This is a genomic window from Neptuniibacter sp. QD37_11 (assembly GCF_047778105.1).
GTDB lineage: Bacteria > Pseudomonadota > Gammaproteobacteria > Pseudomonadales > Balneatricaceae > Neptuniibacter.
The window spans coordinates 1-26,141 of the sequence record NZ_CP180554.1 but is presented as its reverse complement, the minus strand read 5'-3'; the positions used below and the strand labels follow the sequence as shown (position 1 = coordinate 26,141).

General features: G+C 43.2%; 34 protein-coding genes. 20 read left to right on the top strand and 14 right to left on the bottom strand.

The genetic code is table 11. From position 1 onward, the window contains the following. Positions 1–17 precede the first annotated feature (17 nt). From ACMXYT_RS17080 to ACMXYT_RS17070, 3 genes are read left to right on the top strand one after another with little or no spacing between them, the layout of a single operon-like run. Entirely contained in the window at positions 18–773 is a 756-nt protein-coding gene (locus ACMXYT_RS17080) for a hypothetical protein (RefSeq protein WP_415912855.1), read from the top strand. After that, on the top strand, positions 770–1,390 hold the full coding sequence (locus tag ACMXYT_RS17075) for a hypothetical protein (protein ID WP_415912854.1): 621 nt from the start codon (positions 770–772) through the stop codon (positions 1,388–1,390). Before ACMXYT_RS17080 ends, ACMXYT_RS17075 begins: the two co-directional genes overlap by 4 nt. Continuing rightward, positions 1,380–1,934, top strand: coding sequence for a hypothetical protein (locus tag ACMXYT_RS17070; protein ID WP_415912853.1), 555 nt, complete (start codon positions 1,380–1,382; stop codon positions 1,932–1,934). The genes ACMXYT_RS17075 and ACMXYT_RS17070 overlap by 11 nt, the downstream gene beginning before the upstream one ends. A gap of 404 nt (positions 1,935–2,338) precedes the next feature. Here the strand turns inward: ACMXYT_RS17070 and ACMXYT_RS17065 are convergent, their stop codons facing one another. From ACMXYT_RS17065 to ACMXYT_RS17055, 3 genes are all read right to left on the bottom strand, one after another. Continuing rightward, on the bottom strand, positions 2,339–3,490 hold the full coding sequence (locus tag ACMXYT_RS17065; RefSeq protein WP_415912852.1) for a hypothetical protein: 1,152 nt from the start codon (positions 3,488–3,490) through the stop codon (positions 2,339–2,341). A 68-nt stretch (positions 3,491–3,558) separates the two neighbouring features. Continuing rightward, the gene (locus tag ACMXYT_RS17060) at positions 3,559–3,867 is read right to left on the bottom strand and encodes a glutaredoxin domain-containing protein (RefSeq protein ID WP_415912851.1); all 309 of its coding nucleotides are present in this window, start codon (positions 3,865–3,867) and stop codon (positions 3,559–3,561) included. 52 nt (positions 3,868–3,919) lie between these two features. After that, complete coding sequence (locus ACMXYT_RS17055; protein WP_415912850.1) at positions 3,920–4,453, bottom strand: porin family protein; 534 nt, start codon at positions 4,451–4,453, stop codon at positions 3,920–3,922. Positions 4,454–4,640: 187 nt separating this feature from the next. Here ACMXYT_RS17055 and ACMXYT_RS17050 point away from each other — a divergent pair, with 187 nt between their 5' ends. Next, positions 4,641–5,264 carry a hypothetical protein gene (locus tag ACMXYT_RS17050; RefSeq protein WP_415912849.1) on the top strand — a complete coding sequence of 208 codons (624 nt, stop codon included), beginning with the start codon at positions 4,641–4,643 and terminating at the stop codon, positions 5,262–5,264. Positions 5,265–5,292: 28 nt separating this feature from the next. Here the strand turns inward: ACMXYT_RS17050 and ACMXYT_RS17045 are convergent, their stop codons facing one another. The 4 genes from ACMXYT_RS17045 to ACMXYT_RS17030 all read right to left on the bottom strand — a co-directional run bounded on the left by ACMXYT_RS17045 (position 5,293) and on the right by ACMXYT_RS17030 (position 8,337). Continuing rightward, the gene (locus tag ACMXYT_RS17045) at positions 5,293–6,036 is read right to left on the bottom strand and encodes a hypothetical protein (RefSeq protein WP_415912848.1); all 744 of its coding nucleotides are present in this window, start codon (positions 6,034–6,036) and stop codon (positions 5,293–5,295) included. Positions 6,037–6,126: 90 nt separating this feature from the next. Beyond that, positions 6,127–6,684 carry an RNase H family protein gene (locus ACMXYT_RS17040; protein WP_415912847.1) on the bottom strand — a complete coding sequence of 186 codons (558 nt, stop codon included), beginning with the start codon at positions 6,682–6,684 and terminating at the stop codon, positions 6,127–6,129. A 247-nt stretch (positions 6,685–6,931) separates the two neighbouring features. Further along, positions 6,932–7,315, bottom strand: coding sequence for a hypothetical protein (locus ACMXYT_RS17035; protein ID WP_415912846.1), 384 nt, complete (start codon positions 7,313–7,315; stop codon positions 6,932–6,934). A 14-nt stretch (positions 7,316–7,329) separates the two neighbouring features. Beyond that, a complete protein-coding gene (locus ACMXYT_RS17030; protein ID WP_415912845.1) occupies positions 7,330–8,337 on the bottom strand; it encodes a DUF2333 family protein in 1,008 nt (335 codons plus the stop codon). A 129-nt stretch (positions 8,338–8,466) separates the two neighbouring features. On the opposite strand from ACMXYT_RS17030, the gene ACMXYT_RS17025 reads away from it, so the two are divergent. After that, positions 8,467–8,811: a hypothetical protein gene (locus tag ACMXYT_RS17025; RefSeq protein ID WP_415912844.1), complete on the top strand. Its 345-nt coding sequence runs from the start codon at positions 8,467–8,469 to the stop codon at positions 8,809–8,811. On the opposite strand, the gene ACMXYT_RS17020 is transcribed toward ACMXYT_RS17025, so the two are convergent. Further along, entirely contained in the window at positions 8,805–9,623 is an 819-nt protein-coding gene (locus ACMXYT_RS17020; protein ID WP_415912843.1) for a hypothetical protein, read from the bottom strand. The genes ACMXYT_RS17025 and ACMXYT_RS17020 overlap by 7 nt on opposite strands. A 332-nt stretch (positions 9,624–9,955) precedes the next feature. On the opposite strand from ACMXYT_RS17020, the gene ACMXYT_RS17015 reads away from it, so the two are divergent. The 3 genes from ACMXYT_RS17015 to ACMXYT_RS17005 are packed head-to-tail and all read left to right on the top strand — an operon-like array spanning position 9,956 to position 12,252. Next, positions 9,956–10,606, top strand: a complete 651-nt coding sequence (locus ACMXYT_RS17015) for a hypothetical protein (RefSeq protein ID WP_415912842.1) — start codon at positions 9,956–9,958, stop codon at positions 10,604–10,606. Continuing rightward, entirely contained in the window at positions 10,599–11,231 is a 633-nt protein-coding gene (locus tag ACMXYT_RS17010; RefSeq protein WP_415912841.1) for a hypothetical protein, read from the top strand. The genes ACMXYT_RS17015 and ACMXYT_RS17010 overlap by 8 nt, the downstream gene beginning before the upstream one ends. Next, on the top strand, positions 11,218–12,252 hold the full coding sequence (locus ACMXYT_RS17005) for a Tfp pilus assembly protein FimT/FimU (protein ID WP_415912840.1): 1,035 nt from the start codon (positions 11,218–11,220) through the stop codon (positions 12,250–12,252). The genes ACMXYT_RS17010 and ACMXYT_RS17005 overlap by 14 nt, the downstream gene beginning before the upstream one ends. A gap of 117 nt (positions 12,253–12,369) precedes the next feature. Here the strand turns inward: ACMXYT_RS17005 and ACMXYT_RS17000 are convergent, their stop codons facing one another. Then, positions 12,370–13,785: an HD domain-containing protein gene (locus ACMXYT_RS17000; protein WP_415912839.1), complete on the bottom strand. Its 1,416-nt coding sequence runs from the start codon at positions 13,783–13,785 to the stop codon at positions 12,370–12,372. 78 nt (positions 13,786–13,863) lie between these two features. Between ACMXYT_RS17000 and ACMXYT_RS16995 the strand changes: the two genes are divergently transcribed. The 7 genes from ACMXYT_RS16995 (at position 13,864) to ACMXYT_RS16965 (ending at position 18,248) form a co-directional block, all read left to right on the top strand. Continuing rightward, on the top strand, positions 13,864–14,307 hold the full coding sequence (locus ACMXYT_RS16995) for a thermonuclease family protein (RefSeq protein ID WP_415912838.1): 444 nt from the start codon (positions 13,864–13,866) through the stop codon (positions 14,305–14,307). Between the two features lie 87 nt (positions 14,308–14,394). Then, positions 14,395–14,898 (top strand): Tfp pilus assembly protein FimT/FimU, encoded by a 504-nt coding sequence (locus tag ACMXYT_RS16990; protein ID WP_415912837.1) that lies wholly within the window; start codon positions 14,395–14,397, stop codon positions 14,896–14,898. Between the two features lie 160 nt (positions 14,899–15,058). Beyond that, complete coding sequence (locus tag ACMXYT_RS16985) at positions 15,059–15,550, top strand: Tfp pilus assembly protein FimT/FimU (protein WP_415912836.1); 492 nt, start codon at positions 15,059–15,061, stop codon at positions 15,548–15,550. Between the two features lie 69 nt (positions 15,551–15,619). Continuing rightward, a complete protein-coding gene (locus tag ACMXYT_RS16980) occupies positions 15,620–16,321 on the top strand; it encodes an OmpA family protein (RefSeq protein ID WP_415912835.1) in 702 nt (233 codons plus the stop codon). A gap of 55 nt (positions 16,322–16,376) precedes the next feature. Beyond that, positions 16,377–16,793 carry a hypothetical protein gene (locus ACMXYT_RS16975; RefSeq protein ID WP_415912834.1) on the top strand — a complete coding sequence of 139 codons (417 nt, stop codon included), beginning with the start codon at positions 16,377–16,379 and terminating at the stop codon, positions 16,791–16,793. Positions 16,794–16,800: 7 nt separating this feature from the next. Beyond that, positions 16,801–18,033, top strand: a complete 1,233-nt coding sequence (xseA, locus tag ACMXYT_RS16970) for an exodeoxyribonuclease VII large subunit (protein WP_415912833.1) — start codon at positions 16,801–16,803, stop codon at positions 18,031–18,033. Beyond that, positions 18,030–18,248 (top strand): hypothetical protein, encoded by a 219-nt coding sequence (locus tag ACMXYT_RS16965; RefSeq protein WP_415912832.1) that lies wholly within the window; start codon positions 18,030–18,032, stop codon positions 18,246–18,248. Before xseA ends, ACMXYT_RS16965 begins: the two co-directional genes overlap by 4 nt. A 20-nt stretch (positions 18,249–18,268) precedes the next feature. Here ACMXYT_RS16965 and ACMXYT_RS16960 read toward each other — a convergent pair whose 3' ends face one another. After that, the gene (locus ACMXYT_RS16960) at positions 18,269–18,937 is read right to left on the bottom strand and encodes a hypothetical protein (protein WP_415912831.1); all 669 of its coding nucleotides are present in this window, start codon (positions 18,935–18,937) and stop codon (positions 18,269–18,271) included. A 565-nt stretch (positions 18,938–19,502) separates the two neighbouring features. Here ACMXYT_RS16960 and ACMXYT_RS16955 point away from each other — a divergent pair. The 5 genes from ACMXYT_RS16955 (at position 19,503) to ACMXYT_RS16935 (ending at position 23,523) form a co-directional block, all read left to right on the top strand. Next, entirely contained in the window at positions 19,503–19,808 is a 306-nt protein-coding gene (locus tag ACMXYT_RS16955) for a hypothetical protein (RefSeq protein ID WP_415912830.1), read from the top strand. Between the two features lie 120 nt (positions 19,809–19,928). Beyond that, positions 19,929–22,055 (top strand): patatin-like phospholipase family protein, encoded by a 2,127-nt coding sequence (locus ACMXYT_RS16950; protein WP_415912829.1) that lies wholly within the window; start codon positions 19,929–19,931, stop codon positions 22,053–22,055. Positions 22,056–22,092: 37 nt separating this feature from the next. Beyond that, a complete protein-coding gene (locus ACMXYT_RS16945) occupies positions 22,093–22,668 on the top strand; it encodes a hypothetical protein (protein WP_415912828.1) in 576 nt (191 codons plus the stop codon). Next, complete coding sequence (locus ACMXYT_RS16940) at positions 22,649–23,107, top strand: helix-turn-helix domain-containing protein (protein WP_415912827.1); 459 nt, start codon at positions 22,649–22,651, stop codon at positions 23,105–23,107. The genes ACMXYT_RS16945 and ACMXYT_RS16940 overlap by 20 nt, the downstream gene beginning before the upstream one ends. Positions 23,108–23,199: 92 nt before the next feature. Beyond that, on the top strand, positions 23,200–23,523 hold the full coding sequence (locus tag ACMXYT_RS16935) for a hypothetical protein (protein WP_415912826.1): 324 nt from the start codon (positions 23,200–23,202) through the stop codon (positions 23,521–23,523). A gap of 14 nt (positions 23,524–23,537) precedes the next feature. Here the strand turns inward: ACMXYT_RS16935 and ACMXYT_RS16930 are convergent, their stop codons facing one another. The 4 genes from ACMXYT_RS16930 to ACMXYT_RS16915 form a co-directional block, all read right to left on the bottom strand. After that, positions 23,538–23,861: a hypothetical protein gene (locus tag ACMXYT_RS16930; RefSeq protein WP_415912825.1), complete on the bottom strand. Its 324-nt coding sequence runs from the start codon at positions 23,859–23,861 to the stop codon at positions 23,538–23,540. Between the two features lie 62 nt (positions 23,862–23,923). After that, a complete protein-coding gene (locus tag ACMXYT_RS16925) occupies positions 23,924–24,475 on the bottom strand; it encodes a hypothetical protein (RefSeq protein ID WP_415912824.1) in 552 nt (183 codons plus the stop codon). Position 24,476: 1 nt separating this feature from the next. Next, the gene (locus ACMXYT_RS16920) at positions 24,477–25,118 is read right to left on the bottom strand and encodes a hypothetical protein (RefSeq protein ID WP_415912823.1); all 642 of its coding nucleotides are present in this window, start codon (positions 25,116–25,118) and stop codon (positions 24,477–24,479) included. A 48-nt stretch (positions 25,119–25,166) separates the two neighbouring features. Beyond that, positions 25,167–26,141, bottom strand: a complete 975-nt coding sequence (locus tag ACMXYT_RS16915; protein WP_415912822.1) for an HDOD domain-containing protein — start codon at positions 26,139–26,141, stop codon at positions 25,167–25,169.

Genomic DNA, 26,141 nt, shown 5'->3' with positions numbered 1-26,141 from the left:
TCAGGAGAATGCCTGCAGTGATTTCACTGCAGCCACATGAATACGATATTCAGATTAAACAACTTCCTGAACTAAAAATGCCAGACACCGAAGTGGCTAGCTATCTAACTTTAGAGCATGCTAAGCACAAGGACCTTGATCCCTTATCTATTGTTACGGACTTTGCCTACCTCCCCGAAGACGCCTATTACGGTCGAGGCCGCTGGGTATATGCGGTCTATGCAGATCGAAATACCATGGACAGTGTTGTTCGATTTGCTGAGTCAACCTTACGTTCACGACTAGTGTCGATTGACATACCTGAATTCTCTCTACATAAACTTACGCAGCTTGATGAAAGTTACTCGACTTCTGCAGAACAGGGTGAGATCATCGCCTACGTGCTACTGGGCTCACCTTTCAGTATTTGTAACATTGTTAAAAAGGGACAACTCTATTTTAGCAAACAGATACCTTTCGATGCCTTACGCAGCGACAGAGTAGCCGCGCTAAATGATTGTGCTCTCCAGATTCAGCGGACACTTGATTACTTTACAAAGCAATTGGGGGTTGGTGAATGCGCAACTGTTAAATTTTTACCGACAACCAGTGCCATGCAGGCTTTTACAGAAACACTCGCAGTCAACCTTTCATCGCCTATCACGGCCACCAAGATACTTATGAAAGACAAGAAAGGGCAGGATGCCTCAAACCTTCTACTGCCCGAGACAGCTATTTCCATAGGCGCATCACTAATGCGACCCACAGTCTTTACTGGCGAGAGAGCGAAATGAACAACGTTCAACAAATTGACTTACTCAGTGCTTTACGTGCCAAGCCGCAAAAAAAAGGCGCAAAAAAGAATTCCAATTGGATTACTTACGCACTCCCAGTCGTTGCCGGTGGAGCCTTGTCCGGGTTGGCTGTTTTTGCATTTTTAGGTCCCAAGTACCTTTCACTACAGGACTCTCTCACAACAGCACAAGAGCAATACACGGCTGCTAATTTAGCCTATGATGAAGCGGCCAAAAAAGCTGAGACTTACGCAAAAACCAACACAAAATCACAGCTCAAAGAGGTGCACGCTACCAATCGGCGAATCAACGACTTATTAAACAGGGCGGCACCGTGGGAGTCGAGCTACTCGAGGTCAGGCCTGCTGGACAATATCGCTCTTAATTGGCGCGCACTCCATAACTCCGCATACATTAATAACGTATCGTTAAGCCACCAGCATTCACACATTATAATGCAAGGTGGTGTATCCGGCATTAAAGATGCTCTTCAACTCCCTGCACATGTTTCTGCTTTATTAGAGCGACAGGTCAGAGCAGACAGTTTTGAGCTAACCCAACTTGATGACGGGCGTGTAATTTTCAAGTTTAACTTGGAGAACAACAATGAAGAGTAAGCATAAATTTTACAGCATTGCAGCCTTAACGACGATTCTTTCCTCCGCAGGCATGGGATATTATTTAGCCAGTGACATAAGTGACATGAGTCACCAAATCTCATACTATGAAGGCCGGATAGACGATCGGACATCTGGAGCTAAACGCTATACAGATCAGATATCTGGCAAGACAAGCTTATCACCCAAGATTGCTGCTATGGCTAAAGCCAATAAGACGCGTATAGCCAATATGCCAGCCACCATTAATCATGGTGAGAGCCTGCTGAATGATGTCCTTCATGTCATTTCTGATTATGAAATACACAGCCTAAAAACCAAAACGGCTGAATCCAGCACCGTTAGACTAGATAAACACCGTTATCGAATAGAAACCTTTGAAGTGACTTTTTCGGTTAATGAAGATTTTGAAGTGCTATTTTCAGCCCTGAGGGAGAGAGGGCTGCTCGGTAAATTATTGCATTACGAAGCAGTAAATAAAGGCAAGGGAGGCTGGTCCATTACGTTAGCTCTACCTGTCGTAGAAATGACGGTGTTAGGCTGAGGAACTCGGATAGCGACCAGCTCACTGGTCGTTAAGACGCAGGTCAAAACATCGAGAAATTGCCTTGACAATCCCGCGCCAAAACTCAGCCTATCCGCATGAAGTTCAAACAATAAACAGGCGCTTTTTATGATGATAATCATGTTCTCACCACTTTTTATCACCTGATGCTTCCTCAAAAGCAGCCATTGTACTTCAAAAGTATTTTCATACTGCCGAGCATAGAAGAAGTCTTCAACTTTCAGCTCAATGCAGTGGTTACTAAATTCAAACTCCATTGAGCGCCTCCTCTTATCTTGTGGCAGCGAATATACTGATTAATCCCTACAGTTGCAAGGACTATAACGAAAAAAACCATCCCGAAGTTAGAGATGGTTTTTAAATTAATAATAACTAATAGTTAATCATTTATTAATAACTGCTTCATTTGCGATAAAGGAGGCATTGCAGTCTCCACGCTCAATCAATTTACCAGTAATAAGCAGCTTATCACCCTTCAACAGGTCATAACCTGCACCTTCACTCTTAAACTTAAAGACGGCAGTCACACCTTCCGCCTCAGGCATGGATAGCTTAACCGCTGTTTTATCTACATGCAGTATTTCACCGGCCCAGCGAATAAAGTGACCCGCATATGCAGTGTTAAAGGTGTCAGCTTTTCGCTCTTCCGAGTAACGGCTCTCACAACCCACCAACGCGCTTGCTTGAGCAAAAGTATCTGTATTGATCAATACTGGCTTTTCTTCTAACGCAGCCTTCTGCAGGGCGAGTGCATCGTATTCAGACTTCATTCGAGCCAACTCTTCATTATGTTTGGCAAACAAACTACCCAAGTCTTTATCATGCAGCGCCATTAACGTCGCGACTCGCTCAGCATGAACTTCGTCAAGCTTCTTCATTGCAGCAGTGCGCTCATCGATCTCAGCTTTTAACTTAGCGATGTCTTCGGACTGCTCAATTGCAGAAGAGGAATTTGCGCTTTCGGAGGCCATCGCAGCGACCTTAGCTTCTGCTTCTACGAGTGCGGTCTTTTTCGCCTCAAGTTCAGCACTAAGTGACTCAAGCTTAGCTGTCATTTCAGTGCTTGGCACCGCGGCACCATCTTCAAAGAAATACTGTGCAGGCAAAGGAGTAAATCCCAACTGAAGTTCTTGCTGCGCATACGTATTCACTTCATCTTTAAAAAAGCGCTCAGCAACCATCACAGTTAAGATTAAGGTAATGATTAATGCATACGGGCCCCAAGAACCTTTGCCACCTTTCTTCCATGTGACAAATCGCGACCATGCACCCGCCGATAAAATTACCATGATTAGGTGCGCAATAGGGTTGCGATATTTCTTGTCTTTGGCGGCTTTCTTTTCAGGCGGCACCGCTTCAGACTCATCTGATACTTCCGCATCCACTTCTACATCCACCTCAATGGACTCTAGCTTATCAATTTCGTCGCTATGCTTTGGATCATCCAGTGTTAGCGCCTCATCTGTTGTAATAGGGTTATCATTACCCAAAGCAGAGCCGTCACCCTTTGGAAGATTATTTGATTCATGAGTCATAATAATGCCTTTTATTAATTATTTGATGATTACCGTATCATAACGATAATTATTATAATGTCAATTAATTACAGTTCAAACTTTGCAAAGTCAACTTCTGCAACATCCAGTGCTGACTTAGGCAGCACTAGGCGAGCAATCAAGTCATCGTAACCCCCAACATAATGCGCCTTATTAACTTTACCTAGGAATATTTGAGGTACAGTTTCAGGCATCGCTTCAATAACACTTGCCAAGGCATGCTGGAATGCCTCCTTAGACTCAAAATCTCGGCCTATTTTCTGCTCATGGATTTCATAGCCATGTTCAAGCAATAATTCTTTTGCCTTAAGGCAGTAGGGGCAGTCAGGCTTGCTATATATTGTTGCAAACTTCATGCAACCTCCAAATAAAAAAAGCCGGTAAAACCGGCTTTTTTTCGAAAATAAATTAATACTTGTAGCTTACAGTCACACTCAATGACTCAGCGTTGAAGTCGTGGCCATCGACCAGAACATCGTATCCTGCGCTGTATTCCCACTGTGTGCCTTTTGGCTGGTAGGAAACACCAATACCATAGCCTAATCCAGTGACATCATCGTTTTCATGAATGCCGGGCGCATCAAAATCAACATCCACATGACTTAAACCTACACGAGCGTTCGCGGAGAACTCATCGGTCAGATCGTAATCTGCTTTAACGAATACACTAGCCATGTAGTTAACATCTGCGTCCAGACCCTGATCAGCGTCATCGTCAACCCCGAAACCTACTTTACCTTCAACAGATACGTTATCCATGATTTCGTAACCTGCACCAAGGCTAACAACCAGAGGGTTTGCATCATAACCACCTTCACCCTCAATGGACATACGCTCCAGAGCTACCGTACTATAAACACCTTCAGGCATAACATCAGCCTGAGCAACCATGGATGTAGACATTGCGCCACATACTGCCAGTGCGATTAAAGACTTCTTCATAACTTATAAACTCCAATAGATAAATACATAATTGTGCAACCGCACATCATGGGAAAGGCAAGATATTACTATAATAGTTATTTAAAAATCAACCCTATATTTTTAAAGTTCAACAAAATATATGTTTTACGCCTCATTTAAAACTGTTATAATTAACATAATTAGCAATAATAACAAGGTGTACACCATGTCCGACCTAAACAATATGCAAGATTCAGCCACAGATGGCTGCGTTGAACTAGACATTGAGCTATCAAATGCACAATTGGCTAGAGAAGTTGAAGCTGAAGTTGCCTCCCAGACCGAGAACACAAGCTCACGTACACTCAGGGAAATGGGTAAAGAGGTTCAGACTGATTGGCTTAATGAGCCGGAAGCGCTTCACAAAGAAGTGTCCGATCTCTTAGGTCATTGCGAACACATGCTAAATAAAATCCTCACCCCAACGCGCATGGATGACCTCTCGGGATTTGAACCACGCTTTAAAGCCTTTTTGGTAGGTGCCGAAGTCGAACGACAGAAAAGGAAATGCGATGTCCGCAAACTAAATGATCTAATGCTGCAATCGATGCAGCACATGGCCGCAGACTATAATTTCCGTTACGAGGCTGATGTTCATATGACGGGCCTATGCCCTCGTGATCAGAAGGCTGATTACCTAGAAGATGCGCTGGAAACGTTCGGTTCCGACACGCTACTTCATGTCGCAGAAGTTCTGACCCAAAAACATCCTGAAAAAATTATCGAGCTGGTAGATAAGTCTTTAGAAAAAACTCGCAATCAGGAATCCTCTCTGGCTGCATCGATGTAGGCTGGTCAGCTCCACCACAATAGGCAGATCAAGCTGTTGCAGTTTGATCTGCCTCTCTAATTTTTTCCTGACTCAATAAATCCAACCAATCCTCTATATAGGCTGAATGCTCATTTTCTTTGCGAATTTCATCTACGATTGCGGTGCAAATTTCGTTTCGATTATTGTCCGGAATGCACTTCCAATGTTGTCGCAACATCGTCAAAGCCAAGTTGATATCCACTTCTTCCTTGTCGAGCGAGTTCATGAAAATATTCGTCAGTATAGATGCCACCTGATCCTCATTTGCAGGCATGCTAGAAGACGCAATAGGGGGCTCATGATTTGATTTTGCCAGCTCTTGCAGTGCATCTAGACACTGCTGCTGATCCTCCATGCAGTCCAACATGTCTAAAACCACATTGATTGGCAGGGTAACATGTCCATTTACCTCTGGGTTTTGCAAGCAAATGAGGTCCATGATTCGACGCTTAGTTCTCACCAACTTTGCGCCAATCTTGCTCCAGCGGCCAGCAGTCTTAAAATAACAAACCGCGCCCTTCTTTTCGGGAGGCAGGGTCTCGCTCGTGGGCGCTTTTTGATTTACACTTTTGGCTGGCGCATCCTTAGTGGCAGCCGACTTACGCACTGGCTGCAGAACCCCACCAACAATATCCTCTTGTGATACAAAGCGCTTCAGCTGCTTATCCATCCGCAGCAAGGGTTTTTCGCCTTCCACCGTTGAAAGAGGGGTATCTTCTACCGCCTGTTTTGCAGCACTGGTCTGCAACATTCTCCTCAATGCACCTTTAACCATACATCACCTCAATAATATTCCTATTATTATAATAGTAATAATTAAAGAGTCAATATTTAATAAGGTTTAGGTCTCGGGTTTTTCAAGCAACCAATGCTGGTACCGGAAGGCTGCACGAAGAGAATGCCGATCGGTTAACTCCCATCTGAACCGCGACAGCTTAAACATGGCTGCCATTAACTGAAGCCACAGATCTTTGTTTGCAACCTCACTGCCACTCTGGGTTTTCCAGTTATTTTCAACCCATTTTTTTCGGCTTCTAATAAAGTTCTTATACAAATATTCAGAATCTGTGTAGATTCTCACCTCAACCCCTGAGGGAAGCGCTTCTATCGCATTAATGGCAGCCATGAGATCGATACGGTTTCGCGTAGTCCGTTGCACTGAACCATGAATACTCAAGCGGGGCAGGGTGGTCAATATATCCGCATTTGCATTGAAGATACTATATGCCCAAACTCCGTAGTCTCGGTGCTCTCGCCAGCTAATCCCCTCAATAAAAACATGAAATTTTGGTGTGCGCGTATGCCTCTCAACCTGCGCCTCCAATTCTTCTATAGCGGGTTTACTGTCGGGGTAATTCGTGCGCGCTTTTTCAAAAGAGTTACGGAGGGCGGTTTTCATGAAAGGGCCTCTGTTCGAGTGATGTAGCCCATAAAATGGAGAATCTCTATGCGCTCAGATAATGCCTTCGCAGAATTCAACACTTCACTTTTGAATTTTCGGTTGTACGGGTCAGATATGTGAAGACGGAACCGCTTTACAGTTCTATGCCTCTTTTTTTGCTGTTGCATAATACACCTAGTTTATGGATGCGTAGTTAATTATAACACATATAATAATTACGCATCCATAGTTGGGTACCTACCCCTTATTCTGGAGTTGCATCCGGTGTGCTTTCTTTATCGGCTAAAGCGATGACTTTATTTTCATACAGTACGTTGAAAAACTCTTCATCACTCATAATGCCTTTCAAAATTACCCGCTGTACATACTGCTCATAAGTCCAGCAGCAAGCACAGTACAGAAGGGCACCGACAATCATCAGTTTAAATGGCGTGAAAAGCAGAGCGACACCGCCAACCCCTACCAACCATTTACTTGCCTTCACTTTTTGAACAGAAGACATTGAACGCTTCACATCATCAGGTAATACCTTATCCAGCACCACGCCATACTGTTTTGGATTAAACAATACATCGATCTTACCCAACTTAATACCTTCAACTGTAGCTTTGTAATCAATATTTTTCATTATTACTTCTCCCGTTAACCCTTATTTAGCAGCTGCTCTAACTCGATAACTGCCGCATTCGCTCGGCTAATAAAGTTAGCCATGGTGTACGAATGGTTAGCAAAGATACCGAACCCATCACCATTCAATACCACTGGCGACCACAAACTGCGCTGCGTAGCCTCTAACTCCTCAATGATATTGCGAACCACTGGGCCTGCATTCTTATCTTCCAGAACCGGTTTAAAATCATACTCAACGGCTTTAAACATATGAATCAATGCCCATGTTTGACCGCGCGCCTCCCAGTAAACATCATCAATTTTCAACCAAGGCGTACCCACATCCTGTGTCTGAGCACGGGCTTTAGCAGCCTCAGCATTTTTATCACCCGCCAAATCAATATTGGTGCGGTAACGCTCACCACTAGCAGACAATCGCTTACTCATACTCCCTAGGGAGCTGCGTACGTGGTCGAGCCATGCAGCCAAATTATCAGCTCGCGTAAAGAATGAAGAATCTGAACCATCATTATCATCAGCGATGTCATGCAGGTAGATTTTAAGAAGATCTATACCATCCTTATACTTACCCTCTGCCGCAGGCATCATCCAGCTGGTATTATCAATCGTAAAGCGCGTCTGCGCATCGACTACCTCTTTCACCTCTACGGACTGAGACTGGGAACGGCTAAGCTCTTTACGCAGAGACAATGTTGCCATTCTTACTTCATTAAGGACACCGTATTCCCAGTTGGCCATATTGTCATAGACTGGCACCATATTGACCAGAATATCATTACTGACATGCCCCCCATTTTTATTCAATAGGGTTTCTGCCGTGTAGATAACAGATGATACAAAAGCGAAGCCCGGCACTACCGTCTCTTTCTTTTCTTTGAGACGATACATTTCAACAATTTCCTTAACGTTCTTCTGTTCCGGCTCCACTGATATATACTGACCCCAAGCTACAGAGCCAATCAAAACCGCACCAGCAATAGCCTTAAACCCCAATGCCTTAAGTGAAAATGCTTTTTCCATAGTAGTATCCGTTTTTTTATTCGTTGATTAATTTCCACTATAATATAAGAACAAATGAAGCAATGTCAATAAATTTGACAGATAAGCAGATTATGATTAATATAACGAAAAATTAATAAGGTTATTCACATGCCCAATGCACTTTATGTTGCTGCCATGCCGAATGGAAAACGATTCGGCATTCCCATCACGACCTTGATCGATCACATTGAGGGGACTAATCCCCCCTTATTCTTAGTGTTTGAGAAAACACTCGCCAATAAGCATGGCAAAGGCACTAAAGAGGAATACTTGGCAGCTATCAATAAAGATCCTGCAGAATATACGCATATTTTGCATACCATGGTAACGTCTCTGAGCTACGAGACGGCTCAAACTATCTGGCAGGAACTGCCATCAATTGAAGTTGATTACCGGACCATATGGGACGAAAGGAAATACGCTCCCGAGTTTCAATTCGCAGCCGATCAATAAACATCTAGTGTTACATAATCACGATTCTTTAGAGCTCTCCTCACGCGACTATCTAAGTGACCGGGCTCTGAAGGTATGGTCGTCTCAAGTGACAAGAATTTCTTCCCATGTATCGTCAACGTTGGCCATGGGCTTTTCCGATATGGCCACTCAAACAGCGTTACAGCATGACCTGTAGCCTCTGCTTTATTCCAAACACCCAAAACTTTCACCTGATGCTTCGGAAAAATATCCTTCAATACCATACCTAATAGAAGGCTCTTTTCATCACAGTCGCCTTTATTGTCGATGAGTACCTTGGCAGGGGAGCGGAAATTCGACTCACGCCAGTTTCCGCTGTCATAAGGGATGCCTTGCGACACCGCCAGTGCAGTCATCATATAGTCCACCGGCGTCGCTCTCCGTCCCTGCTTAAGCACTTTTTGCCCAACCATTAACCTGAGTTTCTCAGAGTATCCACGGATAAGGGGATTCTGCCTCGCAGACATTCTTGAATAATCGAAAAACACCTCTTTATTGCCTTTCACTGTGGCCTTGGCAAGATAGTAGTCCTCCTTCAAGGTCTTCTCGACGATCCCATCGTAAATCACCTGCATTCTTTCAAGACTTTCAGGACTATCTACTTTATGGTTTATGCGGGTATCAACCGGTCCAATCACGACCTCAACCGGTGTTTTCTTGTGCCGCCTATTGAAGCTTTTTACAGCCTGCTGCACCCTGCTATTAAATTCTTCATTTTGGGATAAATCACGCTGACTCACAGTACGGCCTAAGCTTAATGGGCCATAGTTATTGAGGTCACGTTCGGACATGGCGTGGCTGAATTTACCAATCAGAGACCTTTTCTTGATGAGTATATAATCTCGTGCGACATGACCCGGATAATCCTTGTTCTGAACTTTAAGGTAAGTGGAGGCCTGCACGTCGACCGGATGCATTAGAATGAGACTGGCGGTTATAGCCACCGTTATATGGGCTATCTTACTTTTGAGACTATTGCTTCGCGCGCTTAACATGCGATTTACTCTTTTATTATTATAATTATTCAGCTCTATAACATCCTATACTGACATAAATATTATAGATTTGAAATACCTCTGACTTTCAATTAATATAATAGAAATTTTTTTATTGGCTACATGATATGAATAAAAACATCCTTAGCACTCTTCTTGCATCCGCCGTTTTGGCTGGCCTGCCCAGTCAAGCTTCAGCATCGCTATCAAAGGACGAAGTCTCTACGTGGTGTCAGGCTGTATCTAGTTACTCAGACTTCGCCTTCAATTCTCGTGAAAAAAATGTAGGCATTGAGGATGCACTGGCGGCTACACGCGAAATGGTGCGTATATCAAAAGTCACTGAGGACATTGATTCCAGCACTTCAGTCCTGCTGGATGGATTTCAGCGCCAAATCTTTCTCGGCGTCTATGGTCACCCTAATTGGGATCAAGAAGATGCATACAATAAGAGTTATGCATGGTGCACTGATGCACTATCCTCTCTTCAGCACCTTATTGCAGACCACTCTGAATCCTGCAAGAAGGAGTCCAACTTTCTTGTATACATTAATCGACTTAAAGCGAAAGGGTACAGCCACACAGAAAGTAGAACACATATGACGTACCAATTGTCGCAATACATTGACCCGCACACATCTGAGTTTAGCAACAAACAAGCGCAGGCCTTTGACTCTATCGACCTTATTTACTCTACGAATGTGGGGGACAATAGGCTCTACAAAGACTCTTATGACATTTGCATGGAATCATTGGTAGAAGGGTTCTCACATGAATAGCCCCTATATTCCCATTGCAGTCCAACTAGCCAAAGAGCTTGCTCAGCATTGTGAAGTAACTGGAGTTGATGCTAATGATGCTTCAGCACTTACCTCTGCACTAAGCCAATTCAAGGCTGATAAGATTGACTACCCCTCCATTATTTCAGCAGTACTGGAGGAGGGAAATCGCGCGCCTTGTGCTGAGGATTTTGCTTTTGTAGCACCATCATTTCGCGTAAATGTAACCCTAAGCCTTTCGATGCCAATTGAACCGCAACTTGCGGTTGACCCGATGGCTGTATTTTTGCAACTAAAAAAATCACCCATTGTCCCAGCTTTTCCAGCGGAATGGGCCCTCGTGAGCATGCCATCACTTAAACTCAGCGACATACATATTGAGCATGATCAGATGGTCCACTTGAAGCAGAAAGTACTCATACAATTCAACCAACCATTGGCAGCGGAGACCCAATCGGAATTACTTGCTGCATTTAATAAATTGTCTCTTCAGGCCAAACCTGTTGGTGACTGGATTGTAGAGGACATATCCATCGCTACCCATCTAAACGAAGTCCAGATGATTGAAAAAGACCTCTGTGATTCCCATTTCCAATACGAAGGAAATAGTTATGAAAAATCCTAACAACAAACAATCCGGCTTTACGATGATAGAGCTTATTGTCGTAATGGTCATTATGGCCATCATGTACGCCATGACAATGCCTCACACTAAAATGATGATTAGACAGTCACACCTAACCACATTGATGTCCATTCAAGGAGTTGTGCATAACATTGCCAGCCTCAGCCACACTATTGCAATTGTTGAAGCACAAGTAACATTGCCTAAAGTTGAGATTATCAATCAGGATGCTCTCCAAAACATCCAGCAAACAGGCGGAGCAACAACACGCAGTGGCTTCATTCGCACAGCTGGAGAACCACTAGCCACTTCAGGCATATATACCGACACACCCATTTCCTACTTGAGCCAGTCTGGTGGGATGATGCGCGTCAAACGCTATGACGATGATGACTATTGGGATGATTACTTTTCTAAAGGCAAAGGGAAAGGAAAGGGGCATAAGGATCATGGTGAAGGAAACGGCCATGGCCATGATAAGCATGATGGCTGCGGTTCAGGTAAAGGTCATCGCTATGATGACAATGATGACTGTAATGATGACGATAAATGCCACGGCAAAAAAGGCCATGCCTATGGTAAAGATTGCGATGATGACGATGACGATAAATGCCACGGCAAAAAAGGCCATGCCTATGGTAAAGATTGCGATGATGACGGAAATGGCGGAAATGGCGGAAATGGCAACGGTAATGGTGGCTGGAATGGGGATGTGCCTGAATGGAAATTCACACCCGGCGAACTTATTATTCCGGATGAAATTCGCTACCCAACAGGCCTTCAGGTTGGCCTAGTTGGCGGATTCCCGCAATCTCAGAAAAAGAACGGGCGTAATGGCATGGCAGATGTTGTGTTAGCACTTGGAATGGCTGAATCATTAAAAGTTCAATATCCAAACACTAAGACAATGCGCGTTGGCTACAACACCAACGAAAATGGCTGCTATGTGGAATACATTGAGCCGGATAGCGCGATCGAAAACGGACTATACACAGTCAATGTAGAAATCGATGGTTGCTGACTGCACATCCAATCCGCTCTCATACCCTTTGAGGCGTTGAAATTACGGAGTAGAACATACAAATAACAAAGCGGCCTATGGCCGCTTTGTTTGCGCGAGAGGGGACTTATTTAGCCCCTAAAATGGACAATAGTAGAAATTAGTAACAACCACCTCAGGATGCAAAGTTAACCGATCCTTTTGCTCGCTGAGTGCTTGAATAGAGAACCCATTCGTTATTGGATTTTTATTCAACACTCGAATTTCACTGTAATCATCATTAATTTTAGAAAAACGTACCCTGTTTGTAATATGTCTGATTCGATCAGATGATACACCCAACTGTTCGGCGTACTCACACACAACATCAGACATCCTGAATTCCGGAAGGTTATGATGACTACCAATAAACTTTAATTTTTCTCGGCTTAATAATGCCCGACTGGAAGTACTTACATTACGATGCTTGCGGGCAAATCCTCTGAACTTTTCTAGAAAATACGTATCTGTAAAGTCTTGAAAACCCTCCATGTCTGTCAACATATACCGAACCTCTGCGGCTATCTCCGGCTCCGACATGCACTCATCAATTGCAGATCGCAATATCAAATCAAAGGCTGTGGCCGTCTTATGGCTATAAATATTCTTATATAGCTGATAGCGACTATACAAAAAAGCCTCAAATGCCATTAGGCCTTTATCTCGGATAACAAGCCCTAACCACTCATCTCCCTCATGCCATGCACAAGATAAGTTGTTGATTAGTGTATCCAATGTTCCTTCGGCAGCAGAAAGACTGGAATGATACGAATCACGGAGAATATAGTCACTTTTATCACTATCATACTCTCCAGAAAGAATTGTGCGCAGCATGCGTATCATCAAGGTACCAGCTGTATTCCGCTTCACGGGGCACTCAGCCTGAGAGTTGCAAACAATCAATGACCAAGCTGATGCCGCTGCCTTATCAAAATGTTTAGAGGGTGTAATGTTCGTCGTCTCCATAATGGATAGCACATCAAACAAATCCACCTTTAGAACATCCTTTGGTAAACCACGAAGTATTTCATAGGCCACTCGGACACTGTAATGCTCATGCTTGAGATACTTTGGCACCTTACCGTAAAGCCGACTAGCAACCTCTTCATGCCCCGCCCAGAGCTCCTCAAACAGGTCCTTTTCAGCCATAATAGCCTGAATGCTTGGAGTCAGCTCAAACTGATGACTAAATGCGCCATGACCCGTATCATGCAGTAATGCTGCCAAACGTACACAGCTACGTAGGTACTGCGCCGATTCAATAGCTTTTCTTGAGTAACCACCTGTAGCTTGCTCACGGGTAATGCTGTCAAAAATTCGACCCGTCATATGCATCACACCCAGCGAGTGGGCAAAGCGGGAATGATTGGCACTCCTAAAGACAAGATACAGAACATCATTCTGATAAATATACTGCAACCGCTGAAACAGTGGGTGATCAGTGACCTGAAGCTCCGCCTCATTTACATCTATGCCGCGATGCACACTATCCATCAGGGTGTAGGTTTTTTCCATCTCTCTTTCTCACTTGCAATCTATTGTTTATTTATTATAATAATAATATACACAGTTGCAATAGGCGGAGCACCCCTTATGAAGAAAATATTTGCCACCCTTATCACCTGCATAGCACTGATTACTACAAATGCCAATGCTTTTCCTATTATTGGCAAGGGCACAGTATACAAAGTCAGTGATGGAGACACCTACATTATAAATATAGGCGCAAAGGAATTTCGACAATTCCAAGAGCAGGCCTCAAACAACTCTCATCAATATCTCTATAGTAAGTACAAATCCGTTAAAATGAGACTGGCTGGAGCAAATACACCGGAGTCAAATCATGTTGACCCAAGCAAAAACACTGAATCCGGAAAGAGGGTGAGCGCCATTGTCAAGCAGGCTCTGACTGGTGCAGATGTTGAGTACCGGTGCACGAAATGGGGTTATTATGGCCGTCCGATCTGCAGCGTGTCCGCCAATGGTGTTGATGTAGCAAAGTGGCTAATTGACAATAATTATGCACAGCCCTATTAATTTATTATTGCTATAATAATAGAGCACTGTTAAACTAATGCGGTGTTTCTATCTAATAGAAAATAATAACAAAACAGGAATATAATCATGAAACCAATGAAAGCTAATGCCGCTAAACAGGGCGGTTTTACGATCATCGAACTTATCGTAGTGATTGCCATTCTCGGCATTATTGCTGCAGTAGCTTTACCACGCTACATGGATCTAGCACGTGATGCTCGAATTGCAACTCTGGAAGGTGTAAAAGGCTCTGTTGCAGCTGCCGCTACAATGGTTCACGGCAAATCAATCGTTGTTAACGCTAATAACCAGAGCAGCAACAGCGCTGATGTCATTATCCAGAATCAGGTTGTCGATACAAACTACGGCTACCCAGTAGCTAATTCTATTAATGCAGGCCATGGCGACATTGAAGATGTGCTAAACCTGAAAGCTGACTCTAAACTGAGCAAAACTAACCCGACTCCTAACGTGCTACGCATTGGTTTTGATAACAACGCTAACGGTTGCTACATTGAGTACATCGAAGCGGACGCTACAAACCCGAATCCAAACGAGTTTGAGCTAAATCAGGTAACTACTGGCTGCTAATTGCTGCTAATTGCTGCTAATTGCTGCTAATTGCTGCTAATCAGTGTTTTCTTAAAAAACCCGGTCCTGCCGGGTTTTTTGTTATCTACAAGTTGTCATGGTAATTAATTTCTATTATAGTAATAGAATAATTAACCAAAATAAAAACTGGAGCAATACTATGAAGAAGGCACCTGCCGGTCAGGGCGGTTTTACTATTATTGAACTGATTGTGGTTATTGCACTGCTAGGCATTCTGTCTGCTGTCGCATTACCACGTTTTATGAATCTAACAACGGACGCTCGAATTTCCGTTCTTGAAGGCGTAAGCGGCTCCGTAAATGAAGCTGCTTCCCTTGTTTATTCAAAAGCCCTAATTAAGGGCGTTCAGTCTAGCTCAACCAACACTACCGACGTGGTTGTTGAAGGCACTGTCATTGATCTCCACTGGGGCTATCCACGCGCCAATGTTACCGCTGCCGGTCATGGTGACATTACTGCCGCAATCAAGCTTAGTGACGGCCAGCTTTCCACAACAAGCCCTGCTGCGGACAAAGTTCGCATCGGCTTTGATAATGCAGATGGCGGTTGTTACCTAGAATATACTGAACCTGATGCAACTTCTGCAACTGCGGATCAGTACGAAACCACTCTTGTGAAGGATAATTGCTAATCACCCAATTAGCTCTCCAATGCAGCGCACTTTATGTTCCATAAAGTGCGCTTTTATATAGGAAATAGTATGAAAAACATCATCCCCTCTACACTCATAGCTATCACCCTTGCCGGGTGTGGCACCTTTGAAAGCACTCATCCAATTTCGGGTGAATCCCAAACTGACCCTTCTGTGACATATGCCATTGCTGGCGGCGCTGCTGGCGCTGCAGTAGGCGCGGTTGCTTCGGGCGACTCAGCCAAAGGTGCAGTGATTGGTGGAATTATTGGTGCCAGTGCAGGCTATTCCATTAGCCAAAACCAATTAGACAATATGAGGAATGATGTTTTAGCGCTTTCCCGGCAGGGAATTGCTCATAACTTAGGCTCGAGTTGGCCGTATATGATTATTTCCTATACCCCTAATGAAGACTACTTCAGCGACACAACGCCATTATCTATGGCACAGGTCACTGCAGTTGCTGCTGTACTATCCCATGTGGACAATAGTCACGACATCAAAATTACAAGCTTTTCAGGCAATCTCAAGTCAGCATCACGCAACAGCGTTGAATCCAAGGTGGTAAGCCAATCCCTTGCAGACGCACTTATTGAAAAGGGCGTTAAATCGAGCTCAATAAGCATTCTGAAAGGTGGTGAAAAATCACCTCTTTGCCACAATTCAACCCCACAAGGCAGATCATGTAATTATCGTATTGTTATCCAAATAACAGCACCAAAACCACAACCCTTCAAAGATCCGGCTATTTGGAATACGGAAAATTCTTGATTTTTGTCTAGTTTTTTCCTATTATAATATTCCAATTAACTGCCTTTGAGCATAAATGGATACGGACCAACAATCTCAGAATTTTCAGCGATCACTTGGGCTTTTACTATATATGGGGTTTAAATACGAACCTCATGTTACCAAAAACTGCCTAAGTGACATTCATGTTTTCCCTAAACGTCTCGCTTGTGCATTTGAGCTAAAAGGTGATATTGTTTGGCTAGACTCGAATGGCCTAGTATTTGATGAGGGCGGTGTTTCTGAGCATTACTGCCAACCAGAACAGTCTACCACTCTTATTCGTGCCGCCTCACAGCAAAGGATATTGGCGCAAGACTCAACTGACATTAAATTTAACTGGGATTCCATCCCTATAGCGGGTGATAACTTATCCTTCTCTACCATACCAAGGCTACTTAGCCGGAAACTTAAATTTAAATCGATTGATACTGTAAGTATTGTGTCGATTTGAGGTTACTATGGACTCTATTGGCCTTTCTACACTACTTAAAGATGTTGAAGCACAGCTTAAACGTCAATTTTCATCCACGTGCTGGGTTACAGCGGAAGTTCTTCGAATATCAGGTTCTGGCCATAAATACCTTGAACTAGCTGAGTATGACCCGTCAGGCAAACAAATCGCTAAAACGCAGGCCACCATATGGAAATCGGCCGCCTCAAAGATTTTTGATAAATTTAACACCGCAACAGGCATGCAACTCAAAAGCGGCATGAAGATCCTTTGCAATGTTAAAGTCCAGTTTAGCCCACAATATGGCTTTTCATTGCAGATGCTGGATATCGACCCAAACTACACCTTAGGAGATATGGAGGCCAAGCTCAAAGAGATCCGTGATCGACTTGCCAATAAAGGACTTACTAGCCTCAATAAACAAAAGCCCCTCAAGCGTGATTTTTTTAAAATTGCTGTCTTAAGTCCGGTTGCAGCAGCAGGGCTGGGTGATTTCAAAACACAGGCCGAAATTCTTAACAGTAGGGGGCTTTGTAAATTTGATTACTATGAGGCCACCTTCCAAGGAGTTAATGCTAAGCAAGAAATTTTATCAAGCCTACGCGGCATTTACTCCAAACTTCAGTCCGATCCAGAGTGCTATGACTGCCTCGTGATTATTCGCGGAGGAGGGGATAAAGGTGGCCTTTACGCCCTCAATGAATTCGAATTTGCTTTGGCGGTTTGCCATATGCAAATACCCGTTATTACCGGTATAGGACACCAACAAGACAATACGATCATTGATGAAGTTGCCCATACCAGAACCCCAACACCGAGTCTGGCAATTGCCTTTATCAAGGAACATATTGTAAAAAACATACAAGCTGTCTGTAATTCCATTTACAATATTGACCAATCCTGTCAACAGTTAGTGACCTTGGCTTGCGTGCAAACAACCAGCCTCAATGACGGCATTAGCAGCAAAATGCACCAGTTAATTGAGCGCAGTGCGACTTCCGTGGCTGCACTCTCCGAATCCTGCAAGCAAAACCTTGGGAGGCAGACTCTGGAAGCGGCGATGCAAGTTAATTTGCTGGATAGTAAAATCAACGCATGCGATCCACGCCGAATTTTAGATAGAGGCTTTAGCTATATACGTGACTCTGATGATTCTGTTATAACGTCAGTGACGGACGCGATCGGAGAACCAAACCTCACAATTGAATTTAAAGACGGTAAATTAAAGGTTAAACCATGAGCAAAAAAGATGAATTATCATTTGAGCAAGCCTATGTTCGCCTGCAAGAGATAGCAAACCTGCTTGAAAGTAAGCTGGATGTCAAAGATCTAGATCGTTCTGTTGAACTACTTAAAGAAAAAAATCAGTTAGTTGAGTTTCTGCGTGAGCGGATTGTGCAGGTAGCTGATTTAACCGGTATGGATTTACCCGCTAGCTTCAATGAAGCCAACTGATAGTAGCTTAGGTCAGGGGTTTAGTCCCCTGACTCTTCTTCTGGCAGTCTTATCTCAAAATCAAACTCTTCCTCTAAAAATTCACCACCTTCCTCGATAAAGAGGTTAAACCACTGAGTCTCCTTGCTTCTCTTTTCCTTAATGCGCTGCAGCATGGCTTTACGATCATCACCCTCCAACTCACCAAGCTGAGATTCCATTGCCTCCATCCGCTCTGCAACTTCATCACTGTACAATGCCATAGAAAAAAATGTTTGCTTGGTTGGATTACCGGATTTTGTCGTGTTTTTACAACGAAGCACTGCCTTCGTGCCGGTTAGCGTATAAGCATTCCCGTCTTCCTCTATTTTCACATACTCATATACTTGAGCCGCATCTTCAGGCTTATCAACCTGCTTACCTTTACGATCCAAATAATTCTTGTTCTTGTCTTGCTTTGGTCGGGTTATGAAGCGACCGTCAGTGTCTTGCTTACGTATGGGCATGCGAATAATTAAATACACATCCTTATTGCCAGCGGAAAACATTTTACCCCAATAAGGGGGGTGGTATGTGTCTGTTTGATCCCGCTCCTGAATTAAGACCGCGTAGGTATCGTCATCATCCTTGGAATCAAAACACTTAAGGAAAAGCTGCTTAGGAAAGCCCTTATCAGCCTTGTTGGAGTTCATCTTGAACAGTAATGGCATGCTAACCTCATTATTATAATTATAGCCACAAATATTATAATGCTTTTATATGCCAACTTCAATTACAGTATCCTATTTGCAACAATCTTGCTAAATGCAATTAATTCACAATTACGCTAATCCGACGTGACCCTTATCCTTAAGTCTAACCACCGTGATTGTAGGACTTTAGCACTATTTCATATGCTTATTTGGGTGCAAGTGAGCCCGGAAATAGTGCGGCACACCTCCCTCAAAAATTGATTTAGATCAAAAGAGATATGGCAATAAATTGCAGCTAGCCAAGCAAATAATTTTTTAATATTTCTTTCAATGCCATTTCAATCACTCCACATAATCACCTATAGCTTCATGTTATTGCCATAACCTGTTGTTCTTAAAGGACTCTATCCATTAGTAGCAGACCCTTCAATAAAGAATTTTTGTTTAAATTAGGGCGGCAATTTTTTGCCCTTTTCGCTTGCAAGGCATTTTTTCATGTGCCATTATTCACCTCCGCTAGCGACCACTCGATCGTTAGCCTAAAAATAACTAAGCAAGCGTTAATACAGTTTGGAGCCATAACATGAGTGATGTAGTACCAGACAGCAATGTAGACCTAACAGAGATCCGAGCTCTGCTTGAGGCGGCTGGGCTAGATATCCAGATTGAAGAGCTGAACCAGCCCGCGCTTATTGCCCTACATAAGACGCTTAAGCTCCAACAGCACTTCGAGTCCATGCTGCAAGAAGCACAGCATGCCCTGTCCGCACTACCGGAAAAATACCGATCACCTGATCGACTTGAGGTGGAAGGTAAGATTTTAGCGCTGCTTACTCATTTAGAATATACTCGTGCCAAGAGTCAAAGCCTAGGGCAAACCCTGCATTGAGACCAAAGTACTAAATTATTCGCACTGAGCAAAATACGCCAAGGTAACCCCTTGGCGTTTTTCTTTGCCCTGCACTATGTTATAATTTATAACAATAATAATAAAAAAGGTGTGCAGGGCATGAGTTTATTTTTCCCGAAGTTTATTGGCGTCCGAAAAGTAAATAGATTGCTGGATAAGCTCAACGATGACATTAATGAGTACAATAAATATGAGCAGACCCATAACGTCACAAAGGAACTTGCGGGAATTCTAGCATTCTCGCTTGACCTCCAGATCAACGTTTTTGCACCTAGCCCAGCCACGAAGCAGCTAATGAGTGCAGGAAATCGTTTTAGAAACCCCTATAAGCCCACTGTACACCTCAATGATGCCCAGTTTAACCTAAACCCAATCGATCCAATTGTGGCTCAGGCAATTGCGGATGATGATGTTAGGTTGTCAGAGGCAGACAAATCTCGATTTGTAGAATTAATGTCTGAGCTCCACTTAATGTGTACTGAACACCCCCTGCCAGATAATGGAGAGCCTGTATTTAATGAAAGTCGTTACCGGGATGCTTTGCGATTAATTAGCTTCCAATTATCTCAGCAGTCTAAGAATTATAAGAAAATTAAAAACCTTTGCCTTTCAGGTGGAGGGGCTAAAGGCATGGCTTACCCGGGCGTACTTGAAGCACTTGAGGATGCCGACATACTTGAAGGCATTGAGCGTGTAGCAGGCACTTCAGCCGGTGGCATCTCAGCACTGCCCCTCGCATTGGGATACCCGCCTAGGGTGATTCGAGACATAGTTCTCAATAAAGCTTTTGCCCAGTTCCTAACGCAGGCGACCCCAATACTGCGCTTCGGAGCACACTTCTCCTCGAGAGGGAGAAGGCTAGTCGGCGACCAAAAATTCCTCAATGAATTTAAAAAAGTTACCCTCAAGACGTTTTCCAAAATTGCGCCAGACCTATCGGCTCTACCCAGCCAACTGCGTACAGATATTAAGTTTGAACTCGATCTGGGAAATGAAAAAAAAGCCCAAAGAGTTCTTGAGCAGCACGTTCAATCATTATCTGCTGATGGCGTTATACAGTTGATTGATTATTTTGATAAACATGTAAATATTGACTTCATAGTTCAGGAGTTGATTCGGGCAGCGGAACTTGAGGTAGACCCTTCGGGCCAATTCCCTCATATGGGATTCTCCAATGCAGGTGGTCAGCGAAACCTTGATGCAATACGCAATGTATGCAGGCTTATCCGCAACGAAGATATTATCGAAGAGTTCTTTGGAGACCTTATTGAAGAACGTCTTCAGCAAATCCACCCCGAATCACTCTATGATCTCTTTGTAAAGAATCAGTTTATTAATCAAGGTGAACCGATCACTCCTACCATGTTGAGAAACCTAACATTCCCGCAGTTGAAAGCACTTGCAGATCAACTCCCAGAATTTGGCTTCAAAGAACTTTACATCTGTATCGCAAAAGAGAAAGATATTATTTCATACGAACAGATTGATGTATGGCATGGAAATAAAGAATATCAAGACATGCCTATCAAAACGGCTGTCCGTATCTCCATGAACCTGCCTATTGTATTTAAGCCTTATAAATATAAGGATAATAAATATGTTGATGGAGGTGTTCGCGCAAATTATCCAATGCATATTTTTGACCGAGTCTTAGGTCACGATCTAGATGAAAGTATTGGTTTTATATTCTCACCTGAAGGCAATTTCTCCAAATCACCTAAAGTTGAACAAATCCTCCATCACGACAGTGCAGCGCCTGAGTTTGACTCATCAAATATGCTTGAATTCATTAAAGACAAAGCCGCACATAAAGCCCAATCCATCACTTCGTTCTTTCACATGAAAAAACAACAGGCCAGTGCGGAGATTTCTATCAAGGACTACAATCGCCTTGGCATAATTAATGCCCAAACTGTTGGTACTGCAGATTTTGATCTGAGCACTGAAAGGCGAAAAGACCTAATGAAACAGGGGGGTCATGCGGCTGAAATCATTTTCTCTCAGGACTATGATCTACGCCTCCACTTCTTAAGGGAGAAATGTCTAAAAGATGTCAAACAACTCCATAAGGCGGTCGAAAAGTTTGGCATTAACTGCGATATGACCTTGAATAAAGTTGAGGCTGCCCGTGGAGAGGCTGAAACCCACCTTAAAGCAGATCTATCTAAATACTCAGTCAAAAAGGACGATGGTGGCAATTCTGGATTGCGCTACGGCTCGATTTGAGATACTATTTATTTCCGTTATATTATATGAGTGAGAGATGATTAATAGCATTGCCTACAAAAGTCATCAAGAGGGTGTAACGAGCGAAGGTTTACCTATTTTTTGGGTATCTCCTGCTTGGTACGGTATCTATGCGAATTGGGATTCACAGCATTCTGACCCGCAAAAGAAGCTATATATCTGCTTGATTTCCGATCACCTCTTTACTGACTGTCACTGGTCAGTTGAAGCATTGGAGAATGATGGGCAGGCATATCTATCCTTAGAAAGCGCACATGAAACGTTAAGGTTACTGACTGAGGTCCTCAGTACCACCGATATTAGCGAGCTATTGCATCAGGCTGAGCTTGTCTTTTTAGTTCAAATCCACTCAAATGTGGATTCGGAGTGGATTGACTTAACGACTAAGCAGGTCTCAATACACCAAGAAAGTATGGAAAATCCATGCGATCTGGAAACCCTCACCCATTTGGCGCTTGAGAGCGGGGCGATTAATTTCCTAACGCCTCTGTTTTGTTCTGATTTTATGTGTAACGCATTATTGTCAGGAACGTTACACGAACTATTACCTTTTGTATCGGAAAGCTGTATTAATGAAGTTACTACAAAATAAAAACACCAAGATGGTCATTGTAGAGCCCGAAGTAGATTACAAACAATACCCAAACCTTAAAAGCGCAACTGAAATTAGAGCCTGCATCAACCTTAATACCCTATATAAGCAATTAAAAGTCTCTTCTCAGCACATGGATCAAGAAATCTTTGCGGGCTGCTGCGGCATGTCACAAGGCTACATGAGTAAGCTTCTTAAGGGGCAAAACCCTATATCTCCGAAGACAGCCCTTAAGCTGTCCGAAGGACTCGGATGTGAGTCTTATCATATTCGGCCTGATACCATTACAGAATCAGGGATCAGTGATTTGCTTAAGGCGCAAGATCTCTTAAATGATGTTGCTGAGATACTAGCTGCTAAAGACCTCTCCTCTGAAGAAATGGAGATGCTTGAGCGCTGCGATGAATTGCTATTAAGCAGACGATTTAAAGTTGCTTAGGGCATTATTTTTATAATAATGGTGAAAATTCTAAAAGTTGCTATTTGGCTTTTTTTGCCTTATGCTTTCCTCACACTGCCTGAGGATATGCAATGCTAAACTATTTCACGTTCGTTGATAAATTTAACAAGTGTGAATTCCCCGATCCCGGTGCTTCCGACCCCCTGATATACAAGCCTGAAGGTATTGTGCTTACCGTCAATTACCCTCTAAACAGAAAGGATGGTTGTGACCTGCTAGTAATGTATCAAACCCCTTTAGGAATTATAATGCGAGAATATCGCGCCATCTCTGATGTTAATCTTTCTGAAACCTCAGAAGAAAACTGGAAGGCGCGAATGGAATTTATTGAAAGCAGCCACAACCAAGTTGCCAGCCTAATACAAAATAATCAAGTTAAGGCCATTAGCCACTGAGAAGGGAAGGAACCTTACTTCTGCAAATAAACATCCTTATCTGACACGCAACGTAGCGATACTGATTCACCTGAGCATTGACTTACCCAGACACAATCTTGTTCAGTTAATTGGATAATTTCATTAGGAGGGAGTCTGTGCACTCCGCGATGAGCAGTATTACAGGCAAGTGCCAATCTTGAGCGCTGATTTAATTTATCAGCAAAAACGCCATCACCGACCGCCATCTTAAATTCTGGGGTGGGCCCAGCTTTAAGGAGTTCTATATTGATTGCATCACCGATCAATAAACAATCTCCAGCCCGCAAAGGTGCAAAAACAGAATCTGTTGTACTCAATTGACACTCCAGCGCATATATTTATTATAAATATAATTAAAAACGCAAAAAAGTCAAGTCACTTAAACGGCTTTAAAATTCTTTAATACTCGGTGGCGCTTAATAAAACGCAATGCATCTTCAATCTCATGCATAGGCACACCCAGTGGACAAAAGATTTTAGCTAACTTTTCTGGTGTCACAGCCAACATGTCCAGCTCAAGGCCTTTATGCTCCTGTAAAGGAGGTGCGTACTGGAGCAGGGTATGCGGCCCAGAGACATCAAGGTATTCATCATCAACCTCATTCTCAATGACTGCTGCATGAGGTACTGATGATTCATCCAAAACGCGAATAATTGCAGTTTCTTTGCCCAACAATTGATGAAGTGCAAGCGCCATAGGGTCAGAAAGAAACTCTTGATAAGCCTCAAATTTCTTAAATTCTAAGCGCATCTGCAATATATCAAGAACGTCAAGCTCTTCAATAGTGCACTTACCTCGCTTCACACTATCCTCAAGTGCAAATAGAGAAGTTTCTTTTAAGTAAATTGACTGAGAGCCTTCAACCTCAATGCAGATTTTTGCCTTCACCGTGTCCAAATACCAATTTAGCGAAGTTTTACGTTCTGCCATTTTAATACCTCCTAACATGCTCATAATGACGACGTACTTGCCCATCAAAAACAGTAAAGCGGTAAGGATTTAGCCCACCTTGAAGCCAGCTTTTATCACGCTCCGTATACTCACCCGCAATACAGCCCGATAAAGGAAAATATCCCGGTCGGGTACCACAATCGACTATCAATCCCGCAGAGCCAATGAGAGCCTTCATGACTGCATCAAAGTTATCACTCTCATAGGGTTGCGTAAAATCTTGATGCGCAATAATTATAACTGTTTTATTGTTTATACAGTATTTCACTAAGTCATCCACTTTACTAGAGAGGAAGACATCATCAATAAATATTATACCATTTTTAATTTGAGGTAGGATATTGAAATCAAATTTCCCATTTTCTTCCCTGCAGGGCTCAATATAACTTACCTGTTTTGAGTACTGGAGATTTAGCCGTTTTTTTAGCTTTTCATCAGCCTCACCCCTGTAACTAACCACAATGGCATTTAGGTTTTTTTTCAATGCCTGCTCGACAAACTCCATTCCCAGAACACTCTTCCCGGTTTCAGAAGCACCTTGCATAAGAATTAATGGAGACTGCTTTGTAAATAAATATCGAATATCCCCCTCAGGATGCGTAAGGAAAGCCTCCGCCTTCATAGACTTTACTTTCCCACATAAACCACTAAGCGCTCGGAGCATCGTCAATCAACCTTTCGGAACTACCGCTTGGTACATTGAATAATCGCCTGAAAACTTCTCTACGAGCGCCTCAGCCCCTTTTGGAGACATAGATTGTTGCTGAATCAAAAAGTCCACCTCACAATAGAGGTTGGCCTCATGCAATACTTTCTCTTGTGGCTTGAGACTATCAAAGCGTTTAGCGTATGCGAGCTTAGACAATACCTGCGTGTAAGTAATTGGAATATCCCAATGATCCATTGCTTTCAATGTGAGCATATGAGAATACTTCTGAAGTATCTTAACGAAGACAATCGGGCGAGGATCTTCAATCACATCATGCTCAGAGAAGGCCTCAACCAGCACTTTAAACGCAATAATCTTGCCGACATCATGCACAAGGCCTAAAAAATAGCTCGCAAATCCATCAGCACCATAATGCTCAGCTAATTGAGATGCTGCGAGCGCCGTCTTTTGTGAATGCTCCCAAATATGCTTGCCATACATATGGAAATAGATCGGTTTAATATCCATCATTGGCTTCATGAGGACCGTCATGAGAATCTTCTCGAGACGCTCATTACCAAGAAGTACGCTAGCCCGCTCAATACTGGTTATCTCAGACTTAGAAACTCGGTACATGGGTGAGTTCACCATCTTAATCACATTGCCTGCAATCGCAGGATCAGATTGAATTAGCTCTACAACCTTGCGATGATCAGGCTCATCGGAATTCAACTCATTCAGCAATTCTGTAGCGGTCTTAGGGAAGTTTGGAATGACATCCTCATCAAGACTATCAGCCTCGCAAATTTGAGCCAGCTTCTTATTTATCCGCTTTTCTATTTCATTCAAGCCTGTCACACGCTCAGCCGTCTCTGCGTTCAAGGCCGTGCCAATGAAAGCCCCTTGCAGACTATCAAGCGTAACCCTTTCAATATCTTCCTTCTCTGGCGGGGCAGGGCAGTAATCCGGCTCTTTAGATTTAAACAATGAGAACAT

What these genes read in the sequence shown, in the direction of transcription:
- ACMXYT_RS17040 (WP_415912847.1), bottom strand. Translation starts at nt 6,684, where the DNA reads ATGAAAACCGCCCTCCGTAACTCTTTTGAAAAAGCGCGCACGAATTAC.
- ACMXYT_RS17005 (WP_415912840.1), top strand. Translation starts at nt 11,218, where the DNA reads ATGAAAAATCCTAACAACAAACAATCCGGCTTTACGATGATAGAGCTT.
- xseA (WP_415912833.1), top strand. Translation starts at nt 16,801, where the DNA reads ATGGACTCTATTGGCCTTTCTACACTACTTAAAGATGTTGAAGCACAG.
- ACMXYT_RS16965 (WP_415912832.1), top strand. Translation starts at nt 18,030, where the DNA reads ATGAGCAAAAAAGATGAATTATCATTTGAGCAAGCCTATGTTCGCCTG.
- ACMXYT_RS17065 (WP_415912852.1), bottom strand. Translation starts at nt 3,490, where the DNA reads ATGACTCATGAATCAAATAATCTTCCAAAGGGTGACGGCTCTGCTTTG.
- ACMXYT_RS16915 (WP_415912822.1), bottom strand. Translation starts at nt 26,141, where the DNA reads ATGTTCTCATTGTTTAAATCTAAAGAGCCGGATTACTGCCCTGCCCCG.
- ACMXYT_RS17045 (WP_415912848.1), bottom strand. Translation starts at nt 6,036, where the DNA reads ATGTTGCAGACCAGTGCTGCAAAACAGGCGGTAGAAGATACCCCTCTT.
- ACMXYT_RS17035 (WP_415912846.1), bottom strand. Translation starts at nt 7,315, where the DNA reads ATGAAAAATATTGATTACAAAGCTACAGTTGAAGGTATTAAGTTGGGT.
- ACMXYT_RS16985 (WP_415912836.1), top strand. Translation starts at nt 15,059, where the DNA reads ATGAAGAAGGCACCTGCCGGTCAGGGCGGTTTTACTATTATTGAACTG.
- ACMXYT_RS16920 (WP_415912823.1), bottom strand. Translation starts at nt 25,118, where the DNA reads ATGAAGGCGGAGGCTTTCCTTACGCATCCTGAGGGGGATATTCGATAT.
- ACMXYT_RS16960 (WP_415912831.1), bottom strand. Translation starts at nt 18,937, where the DNA reads ATGCCATTACTGTTCAAGATGAACTCCAACAAGGCTGATAAGGGCTTT.
- ACMXYT_RS17020 (WP_415912843.1), bottom strand. Translation starts at nt 9,623, where the DNA reads ATGTCCGAACGTGACCTCAATAACTATGGCCCATTAAGCTTAGGCCGT.
- ACMXYT_RS16990 (WP_415912837.1), top strand. Translation starts at nt 14,395, where the DNA reads ATGAAACCAATGAAAGCTAATGCCGCTAAACAGGGCGGTTTTACGATC.
- ACMXYT_RS16940 (WP_415912827.1), top strand. Translation starts at nt 22,649, where the DNA reads ATGAAGTTACTACAAAATAAAAACACCAAGATGGTCATTGTAGAGCCC.
- ACMXYT_RS17025 (WP_415912844.1), top strand. Translation starts at nt 8,467, where the DNA reads ATGCCCAATGCACTTTATGTTGCTGCCATGCCGAATGGAAAACGATTC.
- ACMXYT_RS17010 (WP_415912841.1), top strand. Translation starts at nt 10,599, where the DNA reads ATGAATAGCCCCTATATTCCCATTGCAGTCCAACTAGCCAAAGAGCTT.
- ACMXYT_RS16945 (WP_415912828.1), top strand. Translation starts at nt 22,093, where the DNA reads ATGATTAATAGCATTGCCTACAAAAGTCATCAAGAGGGTGTAACGAGC.
- ACMXYT_RS16955 (WP_415912830.1), top strand. Translation starts at nt 19,503, where the DNA reads ATGAGTGATGTAGTACCAGACAGCAATGTAGACCTAACAGAGATCCGA.
- ACMXYT_RS16925 (WP_415912824.1), bottom strand. Translation starts at nt 24,475, where the DNA reads ATGGCAGAACGTAAAACTTCGCTAAATTGGTATTTGGACACGGTGAAG.
- ACMXYT_RS17060 (WP_415912851.1), bottom strand. Translation starts at nt 3,867, where the DNA reads ATGAAGTTTGCAACAATATATAGCAAGCCTGACTGCCCCTACTGCCTT.
- ACMXYT_RS17030 (WP_415912845.1), bottom strand. Translation starts at nt 8,337, where the DNA reads ATGGAAAAAGCATTTTCACTTAAGGCATTGGGGTTTAAGGCTATTGCT.
- ACMXYT_RS16995 (WP_415912838.1), top strand. Translation starts at nt 13,864, where the DNA reads ATGAAGAAAATATTTGCCACCCTTATCACCTGCATAGCACTGATTACT.
- ACMXYT_RS16935 (WP_415912826.1), top strand. Translation starts at nt 23,200, where the DNA reads ATGCTAAACTATTTCACGTTCGTTGATAAATTTAACAAGTGTGAATTC.
- ACMXYT_RS17050 (WP_415912849.1), top strand. Translation starts at nt 4,641, where the DNA reads ATGTCCGACCTAAACAATATGCAAGATTCAGCCACAGATGGCTGCGTT.
- ACMXYT_RS16980 (WP_415912835.1), top strand. Translation starts at nt 15,620, where the DNA reads ATGAAAAACATCATCCCCTCTACACTCATAGCTATCACCCTTGCCGGG.
- ACMXYT_RS16950 (WP_415912829.1), top strand. Translation starts at nt 19,929, where the DNA reads ATGAGTTTATTTTTCCCGAAGTTTATTGGCGTCCGAAAAGTAAATAGA.
- ACMXYT_RS17015 (WP_415912842.1), top strand. Translation starts at nt 9,956, where the DNA reads ATGAATAAAAACATCCTTAGCACTCTTCTTGCATCCGCCGTTTTGGCT.
- ACMXYT_RS17055 (WP_415912850.1), bottom strand. Translation starts at nt 4,453, where the DNA reads ATGAAGAAGTCTTTAATCGCACTGGCAGTATGTGGCGCAATGTCTACA.
- ACMXYT_RS17075 (WP_415912854.1), top strand. Translation starts at nt 770, where the DNA reads ATGAACAACGTTCAACAAATTGACTTACTCAGTGCTTTACGTGCCAAG.
- ACMXYT_RS17070 (WP_415912853.1), top strand. Translation starts at nt 1,380, where the DNA reads ATGAAGAGTAAGCATAAATTTTACAGCATTGCAGCCTTAACGACGATT.
- ACMXYT_RS16975 (WP_415912834.1), top strand. Translation starts at nt 16,377, where the DNA reads ATGGATACGGACCAACAATCTCAGAATTTTCAGCGATCACTTGGGCTT.
- ACMXYT_RS17000 (WP_415912839.1), bottom strand. Translation starts at nt 13,785, where the DNA reads ATGGAAAAAACCTACACCCTGATGGATAGTGTGCATCGCGGCATAGAT.